This window comes from Allobosea sp. OK403, from assembly GCF_900113835.1.
Taxonomy (GTDB): Bacteria; Pseudomonadota; Alphaproteobacteria; order Rhizobiales; family Beijerinckiaceae; genus Allobosea.
Genome location: NZ_FOQV01000003.1, coordinates 811911 through 826078, shown reverse-complemented (window position 1 = coordinate 826078; position 14168 = coordinate 811911). Strand labels below are relative to the sequence as shown.

General features: G+C 65.1%; 15 protein-coding genes. 7 read left to right on the top strand and 8 right to left on the bottom strand.

What is annotated here, in order from left to right; translation table 11 throughout:
- Positions 1-55 precede the first annotated feature (55 nt).
- From hemW to rph, 3 genes are all read right to left on the bottom strand, one after another.
- Entirely contained in the window at positions 56-1258 is a 1203-nt protein-coding gene (gene hemW / locus BMZ97_RS15110) for a radical SAM family heme chaperone HemW (RefSeq protein WP_092170806.1), read from the bottom strand.
- Positions 1255-1902: an RdgB/HAM1 family non-canonical purine NTP pyrophosphatase gene (gene rdgB / locus BMZ97_RS15105; protein ID WP_092170803.1), complete on the bottom strand. Its 648-nt coding sequence runs from the start codon at positions 1900-1902 to the stop codon at positions 1255-1257. Before rdgB ends, hemW begins: the two co-directional genes overlap by 4 nt.
- Before the next feature lie 216 nt (positions 1903-2118).
- Positions 2119-2835, bottom strand: coding sequence for a ribonuclease PH (gene rph, locus BMZ97_RS15100; protein ID WP_092170800.1), 717 nt, complete (start codon positions 2833-2835; stop codon positions 2119-2121).
- A gap of 243 nt (positions 2836-3078) precedes the next feature.
- On the opposite strand from rph, the gene hrcA reads away from it, so the two are divergent.
- From hrcA to BMZ97_RS15085, 3 genes are all read left to right on the top strand, one after another.
- On the top strand, positions 3079-4149 hold the full coding sequence (gene hrcA / locus BMZ97_RS15095; protein ID WP_244546416.1) for a heat-inducible transcriptional repressor HrcA: 1071 nt from the start codon (positions 3079-3081) through the stop codon (positions 4147-4149).
- 44 nt (positions 4150-4193) lie between these two features.
- Positions 4194-4805, top strand: coding sequence for an ankyrin repeat domain-containing protein (locus tag BMZ97_RS15090; RefSeq protein WP_092171490.1), 612 nt, complete (start codon positions 4194-4196; stop codon positions 4803-4805).
- Between the two features lie 94 nt (positions 4806-4899).
- On the top strand, positions 4900-5151 hold the full coding sequence (locus BMZ97_RS15085) for a DUF3297 family protein (protein ID WP_092171487.1): 252 nt from the start codon (positions 4900-4902) through the stop codon (positions 5149-5151).
- Positions 5152-5156: 5 nt separating this feature from the next.
- Here BMZ97_RS15085 and BMZ97_RS15080 read toward each other — a convergent pair whose 3' ends face one another.
- The gene (locus tag BMZ97_RS15080) at positions 5157-5687 is read right to left on the bottom strand and encodes a GNAT family N-acetyltransferase (RefSeq protein ID WP_092170795.1); all 531 of its coding nucleotides are present in this window, start codon (positions 5685-5687) and stop codon (positions 5157-5159) included.
- Positions 5688-5710: 23 nt separating this feature from the next.
- Positions 5711-6277: a helix-turn-helix domain-containing protein gene (locus tag BMZ97_RS15075; protein WP_175525567.1), complete on the bottom strand. Its 567-nt coding sequence runs from the start codon at positions 6275-6277 to the stop codon at positions 5711-5713.
- Between the two features lie 235 nt (positions 6278-6512).
- Here BMZ97_RS15075 and BMZ97_RS15070 point away from each other — a divergent pair, with 235 nt between their 5' ends.
- Positions 6513-7298, top strand: a complete 786-nt coding sequence (locus BMZ97_RS15070; protein WP_069689741.1) for a YiiX/YebB-like N1pC/P60 family cysteine hydrolase — start codon at positions 6513-6515, stop codon at positions 7296-7298.
- Positions 7299-7367: 69 nt separating this feature from the next.
- On the top strand, positions 7368-9173 hold the full coding sequence (lepA, locus tag BMZ97_RS15065; protein WP_092170789.1) for a translation elongation factor 4: 1806 nt from the start codon (positions 7368-7370) through the stop codon (positions 9171-9173).
- Between the two features lie 42 nt (positions 9174-9215).
- Here the strand turns inward: lepA and BMZ97_RS15060 are convergent, their stop codons facing one another.
- The 3 genes from BMZ97_RS15060 to BMZ97_RS15050 form a co-directional block, all read right to left on the bottom strand.
- The gene (locus BMZ97_RS15060) at positions 9216-10103 is read right to left on the bottom strand and encodes a hypothetical protein (protein WP_092170786.1); all 888 of its coding nucleotides are present in this window, start codon (positions 10101-10103) and stop codon (positions 9216-9218) included.
- 40 nt (positions 10104-10143) lie between these two features.
- Positions 10144-10521: a hypothetical protein gene (locus BMZ97_RS15055; RefSeq protein WP_092170784.1), complete on the bottom strand. Its 378-nt coding sequence runs from the start codon at positions 10519-10521 to the stop codon at positions 10144-10146.
- A 158-nt stretch (positions 10522-10679) separates the two neighbouring features.
- Positions 10680-11309, bottom strand: a complete 630-nt coding sequence (locus BMZ97_RS15050; RefSeq protein ID WP_092170781.1) for an HAD family hydrolase — start codon at positions 11307-11309, stop codon at positions 10680-10682.
- Positions 11310-11434: 125 nt separating this feature from the next.
- Here BMZ97_RS15050 and BMZ97_RS15045 point away from each other — a divergent pair, with 125 nt between their 5' ends.
- Together BMZ97_RS15045 and BMZ97_RS15040 are read left to right on the top strand one after the other, a co-directional pair.
- Positions 11435-12325 carry a protein-methionine-sulfoxide reductase heme-binding subunit MsrQ gene (locus BMZ97_RS15045; protein ID WP_244546415.1) on the top strand — a complete coding sequence of 297 codons (891 nt, stop codon included), beginning with the start codon at positions 11435-11437 and terminating at the stop codon, positions 12323-12325.
- Between the two features lie 144 nt (positions 12326-12469).
- Positions 12470-14107, top strand: a complete 1638-nt coding sequence (locus BMZ97_RS15040; RefSeq protein WP_092171485.1) for an MFS transporter — start codon at positions 12470-12472, stop codon at positions 14105-14107.
- Positions 14108-14168: the final 61 nt, after the last annotated feature.

Below are 14168 nucleotides of genomic sequence, written 5' to 3'. Positions count from 1 at the left end.
AAATGGCTCTGATTTTATGAGATGCTCGGGTCAGGCCCGAGCATGACGTACGGCTTCACGCCGCCAGATCAGCCACCAGCGCATTGAGCAGCAGCGCGCCATCGGGTGTCGCTGCGAGCTTGCCGCCGGGCTTTCGGGTCAGCAGCCCATCCAGGATCAGGCTCGTGACGCGCGGTTCACGCAAACTCCGCCCGGAAAGAGCCTTGAACACGGCCGGGTCGATGCCCTCGACCAGCCTCAGCCCCATCAGCAGATACTCGTCGCCCTGGGCCTCGGCGTTCAGCAATTCGTCCTCGACCAGCGCATGCCCTTCCGCCTCGACGCGGGTCAGCCAGGCTTCCGGGCTCTTTTCGGTCGAATGCGCCATGCGGCCCTGCGCCGTCACCAGCCGGCCATGCGCGCCGGGCCCGATGCCGGCATATTCGCCATAGCGCCAATAGACCAGATTGTGCCGGCATTCGGCGCCGGGCTTGGCGTGGTTCGAGATCTCGTAGACCGGCATGCCATGCTTGGCCGTGATCTCCTGCGTGGTCTCGTAAAGCGCTGCCCCCGCCTCGTGATCGGGGATCGCGAGCTTGCCGGCCTTGAACAGCCGCTCGAACGCCGTGTCGGGCTCGATGGTGAGCTGGTAGAGCGAGAGATGTTCGGCTGCATGGCTGATCGCGAGTTCGAGCTCGGCGCGCCACAAGGCCGGTGTCTGCTCGACCGAACGGGCATAGATCAGGTCGAAGGAATAGCGCTCGAAATATTTGCGCGCGATCGCGACGGCATCCAACGCCTCCTGCGTCGAATGCATCCGGCCCAGCGCCTTGAGGTCGGCATCGTTCAGCGCCTGCACGCCGAGCGAAACGCGGTTGACGCCGGCTGCGCGGAAATCCTGGAAGCGCCCGGCCTCGACGCTGGTCGGGTTCGCCTCCAGCGAGACCTCGCAAGCGGGATCGACGGCCCAATGCTCGCCGATCGCATCGAGGATCGCACCGACCGTGCGGCCCTCCATCAGCGAGGGCGTGCCGCCGCCGAAGAAGATCGAGGTGACCGTGCGGCCGGGCGTGAGCTGCGCACGATGGGCGATCTCGCGCCGGAAGGCCGCGACATAGCGCGCCTGATCGGGCGGACTGTGCCGGACATGGGAGTTGAAGTCGCAATAGGGGCATTTGGCCAGGCAGAACGGCCAATGCACATAGACCGCGAAACCGGCATCCGCGGTGGGATGCAGGATCGCGCCTGGCCGCTCGGTGAGGGCGGCCGGGTTGGTCATGAGGGCTTCCTCAGGCAGCCGGCTGCAAGCTCATGGAAGGCGCGCGCGCGATGCGAGAGCCCGGCCGAACCATCCTCGGGAATGCCGTGCTTCTCGCTCGTGGTCATCTCGCCGAAGGTCTTGGCGTGGCCGTCGGGTCGGAAGATCGGGTCATAGCCGAAGCCGCCGAGCCCGCGCGGCGCATCGACGATCTCGCCGAAAACGCGGCCCTCGAACAGCTCCTGGTGCCCGTCGGGCCAGGCGATCACCAGCGCCGAGACGAAATGCGCCCGGCGCTTGTTGGGCGTGGTCGCACCGCGCCTGGCGAGTTCGGCCTGCACGCGGGCGAGCGCCGGGGCGAAGTCTTTGCCCGGACCGGCCCAATTGGCCGAAAACAGGCCCGGCGCGCCGTCGAGCGCGTCGACGCAAATGCCGGAATCATCGGAGAGCGCCGGCAGGCCGGAGGCCTTGGTCGCGGCGACGGCCTTGATCGCGGCGTTCTCGGAAAACATCATGCCGTCCTCGACCGGCTCGGGCAGGCCGAGTTCGCCGGCCGAGACCAGTTCGATGCCATAGGGCCCAAGCAAATCGCGCATCTCGCGCAGCTTGCCCTGGTTATGGGTCGCGATCACGACCTTGCCGGTGAGGAGGCGGTGGCTGTTCATTGTATTTGCCTCATCTCTCTAGGGCCCGCCGACGTCCGTTGGTGTTCCGACGCTAGGGCCGCGATCTTCATCACCTGACGGAGGAGCGAATCGCGACGGCTTTCGGCGCGGTTTGATCTCAATTCTAAAGGCCAGAACAATGACGGCTCCGACGATGACAAGGCCGACCACAACTCCTGAAAGCGTCGTCAGCCAATTCATCGTTGCCTCCTGCCCTTAAGCCACCGCCGCCTTCTGCAGCGCGACAAGCTTGCTCACGCCGCCCTTGGCGAGCTTGAGCAGGGCCAGGAGCTCCTCCTCCGAGAAGGGCGCGCCTTCGGCCGTTCCCTGCACTTCGACAAGGCCGCCGCCGCCGGTGATGACGAAATTCGCGTCGGTCTGCGCGCCGGAATCCTCGATATAATCGAGATCGAGCACTGGATTGCCGGCGACGATGCCGCAGGAAATCGCTGCGACATGGTCCTTGAGCGGATTCGAGCCCTTCAGCATGGAGCGGCCCTCCATCCATTTCAGCGCGTCATGCAGCGCGACCCAGGCCCCGGTGATCGAGGCCGTGCGGGTGCCGCCATCGGCCTGGAGCACGTCGCAATCGACCACGATCTGGCGCTCGCCGATCGCGGTCAGGTCGACCACGGCGCGGAGTGAGCGCCCGACCAGGCGCTGGATTTCCTGTGTGCGGCCAGACGGCTTGCCGGAGGTGACCTCACGGCGATTGCGCTCATGCGTGGCGCGCGGCAGCATCGCATATTCGGCGGTGACCCAGCCCTTGCCGGTGCCGCGCAGCCAGGGCGGGCCCTTTTCTTCCACCGTTGCGGCGCAAAGCACCTTCGTCTCGCCGAAGGTGACCATGCAGGAGCCCTCGGCATAGCGCACCACGCCGCGTTCGAGCGTGACCTTGCGCATTTCGTCGGCCGCGCGTTTGGAGGGTCGCATGGGAGCATCCTGATTGTTCGAAGTTGGCGGCTTGTAAGCGGTTGAGCCGGGGGCGGCAAGGTTGGGGCTGGATACGTGACGCTTCTCCCTCCCGCATCGAAGTCGGGTAGACCCGACTTCGATGCGGGAGAAGGGCCCCCGCGCTCTTCGTTTACCGTTTCCGCTTGATCCTTCTCAGGTCCAAGCCGACAATAACCCCATGTCGAACCCGCGTTTTCAGCCGAAATGAGCGCCCACACGCCGATGCGCCCTGAATCCCCCGGCGGCCTGATCGAAACCGATCAGCGCTCGCGCGAGATTTTCCGTCAGATCATCGACGGCTACCTCACTACCGGGGAGCCGGTCGGCTCGCGCAACATCGCCCGCCTGCTGCCGATGACGCTCTCGCCCGCGACCGTGCGCAATGTCATGACCGATCTCGAACTGGCCGGGTTGATCTACGCGCCGCACACCTCCGCAGGGCGCCTGCCCACGGAAAGAGGCCTGCGCTTCTTCGTCGATGCGATGATGGAGGTCGGCAATCTGACCTCCGACGAGCGCACCCGCATCGAGGCGCAGATGAAGGCCGCCGCCACCAACCGCACGCTGGATGCGACGCTGACCGAGGCCTCGGCCCTGCTTTCGGGACTCTCGCGCGGCGCCGGCGTCGTCGTCACCACCAAGGCCAATGCCCGCCTCAAGCACATCGAATTCGTCCGGCTCGATCCCGCTCGCGCGCTCGTCGTGCTGGTGGCCGATGACGGCACGGTCGAGAACCGGCTGCTCGCCTTGCCGCCGGGCCTGCCGGCCTCGGCGCTGACGGAGGCTGGGAATTTCCTCAACGCCCGCATCATGGGCAAGACGCTGGGCGACCTGCGCCGCGAGATCGCCGAGCACCGCGCCGAGATGGAAAGCGAGCTCGATGCGCTGACCGCCAAGCTCGTCGAGAGCGGTATCGCAACCTCGTCGGGCCCCTCGACCGACCGCCATCTGATCGTGCGTGGCCAGGCCAATCTGCTGGAGGATCTGAAGGCGCAGGAGGATCTCGAGCGCATCCGCCTGCTCTTCGGCGATCTCGAGACGCAGACCGATGTCATCGATCTGCTCTCCCGGGCCGAGGCCGGCGACGGCGTGCGCATCTTCATCGGCTCCGAGAATAAGCTGTTCTCGATGTCGGGCTCCTCGATGGTGGCCGCGCCCTTCCGCGACGCCGAGCAACGCATCGTCGGCGTCGTCGGCATCATCGGCCCGACACGGCTGAACTATGCCCGCATCGTGCCGATGGTGGATTACACCGCCAAGGTGGTCGGGCGGCTGCTCGACGGCGGGCGGTGAGGGGGGCGGCCGCCTGGCTGGGGGCCGTTTTGGGTGTGTCGCTGATGATCGGTTCGGCCTCTGCTGCAGACCCTGCGCTGATCGAGGCCGCCACGGCGGGGCGTGCCGACGAAGTGTCCCGTCTGGTGAAGGCAGGCGCTCCGCTCGATGCGCAGGATGCGCAGGGGCGCAGCGCCTTGCTACTCGCGGTGGCGGGCAATCATGTCTCCGTCGCCCGCACCCTGCTCGATGCCGGCGCGAGCCCGAATACGCAGGCCGCCAATCGCGACACGCCCTGGCTCCTGGCCGGGGCGCTGGGACGTGCCGAGATCATAGCAGCGATGCTGCCGCGCAAGCCCGATCTGACGATCCGCAACCGCTATGGCGGCAACGCCCTGATTCCCGCCTGCGAGCGCGGCCATGTCGAGGCCGTGAAGCTGCTGCTGACCAGCGGCATCGACCTCGATCACGTCAATGATCTCGGCTGGACCTGCCTGCTGGAAATCGTGATCCTCGGCGATGGCGGCCCGCGCCATCAGCAGGTGGCAAAGCTCGTGCTCGATGCCGGCGCCAATCCCAGTCTCGCCGACAGGGATGGCGTGTCGCCGCTCACCCATGCTCGCCAGAGGGGCCAGCGCGCGGTGGCGGCGCTCATCGAGCAGGCTGGCGGCGGCTGATACGCTCGATTTGGCATCGCCGCCGGTTCGCGCTACCTCTGCCGCCAACGCGGCCTTCCTGCCGCCCGAAATCTGCACGTCAAGGCTTTATCAGATGACCGACACGCTCCCTGACCGTCTCTCCTCGAACCCCAACAGCCCGCATTACAATGAGGAGCTGCTCGCCCGCGACATCGGCGTGCGCTTCAAGGGCGTCGATAAGACCAATGTCGAGGAGTATTGCGTCAGCGAGGGCTGGGTGCGCCTCACCGCCGGCAATGCCAAGGACCGCTTCGGTAATCCGATGACGGTGAAGCTCAAGGGCGAGGTCGAGCCCTATTTCCGCCAGGCAGCGCCCGAGGCTTGATAGGCTCAGCCTATCGTCTTGTAGAAGAAGGTCGAGCCGCAATCGCGGCCGTTCGGCATCAGGGCGAAGCGGGGGATCGTGCCGACCTCTGTCCAGCCGAGGCGGCCATAGAGCCGCCGCGCCGCGCCGGCCTCGTCGGTGTCGAGCACCAGAAGCGTGCGTCCCGCCTGCCGCGCCGCATCTTCGGCCGCGCGCATCAGCTTTTCGCCGAGGCCCTGACGCCGTGCCGAGGAATGCACCAGCACCTTGGCGATCTCGGCGCGGTGCGGCTGGTTGGGCTTGCCGATCAGCTGAAGCTGCGCCGTGCCGACGATCTCCCCGGCCAACCTTGCGATCAGCAGCACCGTGCGGCCAGCGCCGACCTCGTCGATGACCCCGGTCCAGAAGCCGCGGTAATCCTCCGGCGTATTCCACGCCATGAAGCCGACAGAGGCCCCGTTCGCGACGCTGTCGCGCAGGATCTCGACCAGCGCCGGGATGGCGTTGCTGGCGGCATCCGGGGTGAGCGTTTCGATCACGATGGCATCAACCGGCATCAGCTTCGTCCTTTGGGCGGCGTTCAGCCGGAGGTGGTCAGCACGACGGCATAGCGAGCGGGCACGCTGCCGGGGTTGTGGTAGGCGATCGGCCCGTCGAGCAGCATCTGCAGGCAATCTCCCGCCGCCAGCCGGTGCTCGACGCCACCAAGCGTGACCACCATCTCGCCGGCCAGAACCCAGACCTGCTGGTCGAGCCGATGGGCGCTGCGCGGTGCGTCGAGCAGGACGCGCCCGCCCGCCGGCATTTCGACATCGACGATCTCGATCCCCGAGCCGGTTCCTGCGGGAGAGACGTTGCGCCGGACATAGCCGCTGGCCGGATCGGTCCAGACCGACTGATCGGCGCGCCGCGCGAGCGGGCCGGCATGGCCCTCGTCGCGAAACAGGACCGAGAGAACAATTCCGAGGCCGGCGCAGACTCGGTCCAGCAGCGCGGCCGTCGGGCTCGATTCGCCCCGCTCCACTCGCGAGATCATCGCGCGGCTGACGCCCGAGCGTTCGGCCAGCATATCGAGCGTCAGGCTGCGGCTCTGGCGCAGCGCCTTGATGCGCGCGCCGAGCCGCTGATCGAGTTCGAGGTCATCCATCATTTCCATGATACGGAGAATTATTCTACTATATGAGAACGTCAAGCCCAAACATGGGCCTTCGTCGTCGCTTGCTTCTGACGCAGCGTGAACTCGGCTTTCACCACATTTCCAAGTCTGGGCGCCGCGACGGGTCGGGTTTCCGGAAAGATTCAGGAATCCGCGCTTTGATGAGGCTCAAACGACGCTCTTGAAGGGCGCGGGTCGCGAAACAAGCGACACGGGGGAAGCGGCCATGAATCGCGGTCTTGAACTTCTCGGGCGTTCCGTCGTCGGGTTCATCACCCGCGGCAAGCCGGAAGCCCGCCCGGTCGACGCCAAGGCGCTGGCCCGGTTGCAATCGGCGTTGCGGCCGGGCGATGTCCTGCTGGTCGAAGGCAGCATGAAGGTCTCGGCCGCGATCAAGTATCTGACGCAATCGACCTGGTCGCATGCGGCTCTTTACGTCGGAGAGACCGGGCAGTTCAGCGAGCAGGGCGAGCCGCTGGTGCTGGCTGAGGTCGAGATGGATGTCGGCTGCGTGCTCTCGCCGCTGTCGAAATACGGCGCTTTCGGCACCCGCATCTGCCGTCCCCAGGCGCTTGACCGCGAGGGCCGCGCCATTGTCGTCGATTATGTGCTGGAGCGGCTCGGCACCCAGTACGACCTCAAGAACATCCTCGATCTGATGCGCTGGCTGATCCCGATCCCCTGGGCCCCGCCATCATGGCGCCGGCGCATGATCGCGCTGGGCTCGGGCGATCCGACGCGGGCGATCTGTTCCACCCTGATCGCGCAGGCTTTTGAGGCGGCGCGTTATCCCGTGCTGCCGACCGTCGAATATGCGCAGGCGATGGACGAGGAGGATTTCGAGGAGATCCTGCATATCCGGCACCATTCGCTCTACATGCCGCGCGATTTCGACATCTCGCCCTATTTCGCAGTGGTGAAGCCGACGCTGGAGAGCGGCTTCGACTATCGCGCCCTGACCTGGGCGCTGGAGCCCTGCCCGGCCCAGCAGCAACTTGCCGCGGCGGAATAACCGCAAACGCCGCAAACCCTTGGCGGCAAACCCTTGGCGGGATGCGGCATCGCTGCTATTCCCGCGCCCATGAGCACCCGCAGTTTCGACAACATCCGCAATTTCTCGATCGTGGCGCATATCGACCACGGCAAATCGACGCTGGCCGACCGGCTGATCCAGACCACCGGCACGGTGGCGGCGCGCGATATGAGTGAGCAGATGCTCGACTCGATGGATATCGAGAAAGAGCGCGGCATCACCATCAAGGCCCAGACGGTGCGGCTCGACTACCGCGCCCAAGATGGCAAGGATTACATCCTGAACCTGATGGACACGCCAGGCCATGTCGACTTCGCCTATGAGGTCTCACGCTCGCTGGCGGCCTGCGAAGGGTCTCTCCTGGTCGTCGACGCCTCGCAGGGCGTCGAGGCACAGACGCTCGCCAACGTCTACCAGGCGCTCGATGCGGGCCATGAGATCGTCACGGTCCTGAACAAGATCGACCTGCCTGCCGCCGAGCCCGAGCGCATCAAGCAGCAGATCGAGGACGTGATCGGGCTCGACGCCTCCGAGGCCGTGCCGATCTCGGCCAAGACCGGCATCAACATCGAGGGCGTGCTCGAGGCGATCGTCACCAGGCTGCCGGCGCCCAAGGGCGATCTCGAAGCGCCGCTGAAATGCCTGCTGGTCGATTCATGGTACGACGCCTATCTCGGCGTTGTCGTGCTGGTGCGCGTCATCGACGGCGTGCTGAAGAAGAACATGACGATCCGCATGATGCGCGCCAACGCCGCCTATGGCGTCGACCGCGTCGGCGTGTTCAAACCCAAGATGCTTGAGGTCAAGGAACTCGGCCCAGGCGAGGTCGGCTTCTTCACCGCCTCGATCAAGGAGGTCGCGGATACCGCGGTCGGCGACACCATCACCGACGACAAGCGCCAGACGGCAAACGCGCTGCCGGGCTTCAAGCCGGTGCAGCCAGTGGTGTTCTGCGGCATCTTCCCGGTCGACGCGGCCGATTTCGAGGTGCTTCGCAGCGCGATGTCGCGGCTTCGCCTGAACGACGCCAGCTTCTCCTATGAGATGGAGACCTCGGCCGCGCTCGGCTTCGGCTTCCGCTGCGGGTTCCTTGGGCTGCTGCATCTGGAGATCATCCAGGAGCGGCTGGAGCGCGAGTTCAACCTCAACCTGATCTCGACCGCGCCGTCAGTGGTCTACCATCTCAAGCTGCGCGATGGTTCGGTGCTCGAACTGCACAATCCGGCCGATATGCCCGATGTGATGAAGATCGAGACGATCGAGGAGCCATGGATCAAGGCGACGATCTTCACGCCGGACGAATATCTCGGCTCGGTCTTGAAGCTCTGCCAGGACCGTCGCGGCGTCCAGACTGATCTCAGCTATGTCGGCTCCCGCGCCAAGGTCGTCTACGACCTGCCGCTGAACGAGGTTGTGTTCGATTTCTACGACCGGCTGAAGTCGATCTCGAAGGGCTACGCGTCCTTCGACTACGCCATCACCGATTATCGCGAGGGCGACCTCGTGCGCATGTCGATCCTGGTCAATGCCGAGCCGGTCGATGCACTCTCGATGCTGGTGCACCGCTCGCGCGCCGACGCACGCGGCCGCGCCATGTGCGAGAAGCTCAAGGACCTGATTCCGCCGCATATGTTCCAGATCCCGGTCCAGGCGGCGATCGGCGGCAAGATCATCGCCCGCGAGACCATCCGGGCGCTGCGCAAGGACGTCACCGCCAAATGCTATGGCGGCGACGCCACCCGCAAGCGCAAGCTTCTGGAGAAGCAGAAGGAAGGCAAGAAGAAGATGCGGCAATTCGGCAAGGTCGAAATCCCGCAGGAAGCCTTCATTGCCGCGCTGAAGATGGACAGCTGAGCCGCCACGGCAACCGCCTGAAGCATGTCGGACAATGTGCCCTCAAGTGAAGAAGTCCTTGGGGATGCTGAGGAACCAGGTGCTGTCATAACGCTTGAGCGCCGATGTATCGTCGCGAAACGCCTGTTTAAGGCGGGCATTGACCTCCGGGTTGAAGAGCGGGCCCGAAATCTTCGGTAGCGCTAGCGCCTCGTCTGTATTGAGGCTTGGTCCGGACACGATCGTATCGAAGGACCGGCTCGATGCATTCTGAACGATTATTGGTTTTCCCTGACGGTATTTGAGCTCGAAGTTCCAGGTCGTCGCCCAGCGGAAGCCGGCGATCGGTTCGAGGTCGTGCCCCGTCTTCTTCCGCTCGCAAAGCAGCGCGTGGAACGAGAGCACATATTTGACCGAGTGCAGGTGGTTCTTGATCGCGTTGCTGCCCTTGAAGTCAGGGTTCTTGTTGATCATCGTCAATGGGATGACGAGGTTGGGATGGTCCTGCTGCGGGCAGGTGATCGTGCCGTCCGCCGCGCGTTTTTCCCGGGCCAAGGCATCTGGCGCGCTCCAGGGGCGATGGGTCGTGCTGCCGTCGGGCAGGGTGGTGGCGTCGAGGCCGAGCTCGACGCTGATCGAACCCAGCGCCGGCTTCTCACCGGCATAGGTCGCGAAAAAGGTCCCGAAGAGCGCGGTTTGCGAGTAGCCGTATTCGAAATCATCGGCCTTGGCGCCGGCCTTGAGCTTGAAGCCACTTGTCCCGCTCCAGGCGGCGCCGGTGATGATGTCCTCGATTTTCCTCCCAGCCTCCAAAGCGGCGAGTTCGGACCGTTTGCAGCCTTGCGTGAGATGTAGCACCGCGAAGTTCGGCGTGAAGTCCAGCGCCGGTACGGCAAGGTTAGTGACGAAGTTGTGCTTCAGCGAGGAAAGCTCGACACTGCTAGCGACCATGGCTGAATCTTCCGCGTGGGTGTGGCGAGAGAGGCGACCGTCAAACTGCCCAGTGCTTCAGCCGGCCCGCACTGGCGCGGCTGAACGGCACGATACCATTGGCCCGTTCCAACGCGAAGATTTCGGCGTCGAGCACCGTAATGGTCATGATCCCGACGATGTCATCGGGTTTTGTCTGGTAGCTGTGATTGATGATCTGCCGTTTCGTCTTGTACTTCAACACGGCCGCGGCGGTGGTTTTGCCATAGGCCTCGGCATCGATCTCGGCCTGTGCGATGGCTGCCTTTTCCAGCACGAGCAGCGCGTATTGGAGCAGGGCGACGAATTCGCCCTTCTGGCCTGCCGTGACATGGCTTGAGTTGCTCGTCGAGCACGCCTTCAATCGCGCATTGCCGGAGAACAGTCGGCTTCTCAGCATGACGGTCTCACTTCGACGGTTCCGTTACGGAAATCTACCATCGCGAGCAGCTCGCGCGCGGTCAAGCGGCGAGTTCGGCTTCACCGACATCGCCGCTGAAGCGTTTCGAGCGAAGCGGGCGCGTTTGCGTAAAGAAAACGCGTTGAAGCAAAGAGCATTTAGACCATGGCGCCCAACCCTCGCAGCTCCGCCCGCAGATCGATCGGCTCGACGAAGTGCACGGCCTGCATGCCGACCGCGCGCGCCGCTTCGACATTCTTGCGGCTGTCGTCGATGAAGATGCAGTCGGGCGCGCTCAGGGCGTAGCGTTCCAGCAGCGTGCGGTAGATCGCGATATCCGGCTTGATCAGGCCTTCATGCGCCGAGACGATCGCGCCGTCGAAGCTTTGCAGGAAGGGGAAGCGGATCAGGCATTCCGCCCATTTCTCGCGCGAGAAATTGGTGATGGCATAAACGTTCTCGCCCTTCGCCTTGAGTTCGGCGAGCAGCGCGACATTGTCCTCGATCACGCCGGGCACCGTCTCGTGCCAGCGTTCGTCGAAGGCTTTGATCTCACGTTCCCATTCGGGGTGGGACGCGACCAGGAGTGCCACGGCCTCCTCCCAGGAGCGGCCGCGATCCTGCTCGATGTTCCAGGCGGCGGTGCAGACATTCTGCATGAACCAGTCGAGCTTCGCGGGATCGGGAATCAACTCGCGATAGAGCAGGCGCGGATCCCAGCGGAGCAGGACGTTGCCGACATCGAAGACGACGGAGGGATTCCTGGCAGGCGGATTCTCGGCAGACATGGTTCGGGTCCATCGACAGATGTTGCGGAATGGTGAAGCGCTCACGCCCTTGTGTGCAGACGTGCAAGACAGAGGCAAGGGCTGTCGCGTATCTCCATGGGGTGAACGGCAGACGGGAGAATGGCGTGGACGGATGGCTGCCATGGCTGGATCGGCAGGGGCGGTTCTCGGCCCTGCGTGCGCTTGCTTTCGCGCTGGTGCTCGTGCCGGCCTTGATCCTGGCCTATGAGGCCTGGACCGGCCAGCTCAGCTCGAAACCCTGGACGCGGGCCGTGCACGACACCGGCACCTGGGCGATCCGGTTGCTGCTGGTCACGCTCGCGGTCTCGCCGCTCCGGCGCATTCTCGACTGGGGCAAGCTGCTGGGCATCCGCCGGATGCTCGGCCTCTCGGTGCTGGCCTATGCAGCGGGGCATCTGACACTCTATTGCATCGACCTTGCCTTCGACTGGGGCCTGATCGTCTCCGAGATCGTCAAGCGCTTCTATCTGACGATCGGCTTCACCGCGCTGCTGGGCCTGACCGCGCTCGGCGTCACCTCGACCGACGGCATGATTCGCCGGATGGGCGCGAAGAACTGGCAGCGCCTGCACAACCTTGTCTACCTGATCACCGGGCTGGGCCTGCTGCATTTCGCCCTGCAGTCGAAGATCGATGTCACCCAGCCGGCGCTGCTGAACGGGCTCTTCGCGCTGCTCTTGCTCTATCGCGGGCTGAACCGATTGAAGCTCGCGATGACCACCCCGGTCTTGATCGCGGCGGCACTTCTGACCGGGCTTGCCACGGCGCTCTGCGAGACGGCCTGGTATGCCTTGACGAGCGGTGTCTCGGCTTGGGACGTCTTCCAGGCCAATGCCGATGTTCTGGTCTATCAGGACCTCGGCTTCCTGCGGCCGGGGCATTGGGTGGCGCTGGTCGGGCTTGCTGTCGCGGCCGTTCATGCCTGGCGGGCTCCAGTGGCCAAGCCGCGCCGGGCGCGCCGCAGCGATGGCGTTCCGGCACAGACGGGTGCTTGAAGACGGAGCCGATCTTTCATGGTTGGCAGCCCGCGTCGCAGGCTCTAACCCTGTGGCATGCCTGTCGATCCTCACGCTCAGCCTGTCGAAGATGTCGCCGCCGCCGATCTCGCCTCGGAGGGCATCGAACTATCCTCGCAGCGCATGTCGCCCTTCGTGCCGCTGCAGCAGCCGATCTTCCGCAAGGTCTGGTTTGCCAGCCTCGCCTCGAATTTCGGCGGACTGATCCAGGCTGTTGGCGCATCCTGGATGATGACCTCGATCGCGGCCTCGCCCGACATGGTCGCGCTGGTGCAGGCCTCGACCACGCTGCCGGTCATGCTGTTCTCGCTGGCCGCGGGGGCGGTCTCGGACAATTACGACCGCCGCAAGATCATGTTGACCGCGCAGGGCTTCATGTTCGTGGTCTCGATCGCGCTCGCGATGTTCTCCTGGTCCGGGCTGATCACGCCCTGGTGGCTGCTGACCTTCACCTTCCTGATCGGCTGTGGCACGGCCTTGAACAACCCGGCCTGGCAGTCTTCGGTCGGTGATATGGTGCCGCGCCGGGACGTGCCCGCCGCAGTGACGCTCAACAGCGTCGCCTTCAACATCGCCCGCAGCGTCGGTCCGGCGATCGGCGGCGCAATCGTCGCGGCGGCTGGAGCCTTCGCCGCCTTCGCCATTAATGCGCTGAGCTATATCGCACTGATCACGGTGCTGGCGCGCTGGCAACCGCCTAGGGTCGAGCGCCTGTTGCCGCGCGAGACGCTCTGGATCGCGATGGGGGCGGGGCTGCGCTATGTCGCGATGTCGCCCAACATCCGCAGCGTCATCCTGCGCGCCTTCGCCTTCGGCTTCGGCGGCATCGTCGCTCTTGCCTTGCTGCCGCTGATCGCGCGCGATCTCATCCAGGGCGGTCCATTGATCTTCGGCGTGCTGCTCGGAGCCTTCGGGGCCGGCGCTGTCGGCGGCGCCTTCATGAGTGCAAGGCTGCGCCGGTTGCTCAGCACCGAGGCGCTGGTGCGGGCGACTTTCGTTGCCTTTGCCGTCTCCGTTGCGCTGATCGCCGTCAGCACGAGCCTGTGGTTGACCATGCCGGCGCTCTGCATCGGTGGCGCCGGCTGGGTTTTGACGCTCTCGACCTTCAACGCCACGGTGCAGCTCTCGGCGCCGCGCTGGGTCGTTGGCCGGGCCTTGGCGCTCTATCAGATGGGCGCCTTCGGCGGCATGGCGATCGGCAGCTGGGCCTGGGGCCGGGCGGTCCTGCATTTCGGCACCGAGCAGGCGCTGCTGATGGCGGCGGTCATCCTCCTGGTCGGGGCGGCGCTCGGCCTGCGCTACGCCCTGCCGCCGCTGGAGGCGCTCAACCTGGATCCGCTGAGCCGCTGGCGCGAGCCCAAGGTCGCAGTCGATATCGAACCGCGCAGCGGGCCGGTCATCGTCACGATCGAATACCTGATCCGCGAGGAGGACGTCGTCGTCTTCCTCAACGCCATGGCCGAGCGCCGCCGCATTCGCCGCCGCGACGGCGCGCGCCACTGGACTTTGCTGCGCGACTTGACCAATGCGGAACTCTGGGTCGAGCGCTATGACAGCCCGACCTGGGTCGAGTACATCCGCCAGAACCAGCGTGTCACCCAGGCCGATGCCGAGATCGGCGATCGCGTCCGCGCCTTGCACAAGGGCGAGAACCCGCCTGTCGTCCACCGCATGATCGAGCGTCAGACCGGCTCGCTGCCGCGCGCGGCGACGGTGCAGGCTCAGATGATCACGGAGTCGCTGAGCGATCCGCGCTCTTAGAGCATTTCCGCGTTTCTCCGAATCGCGGAAATGCCCTAGCTCCTTGTTTTAACGCGTTTTC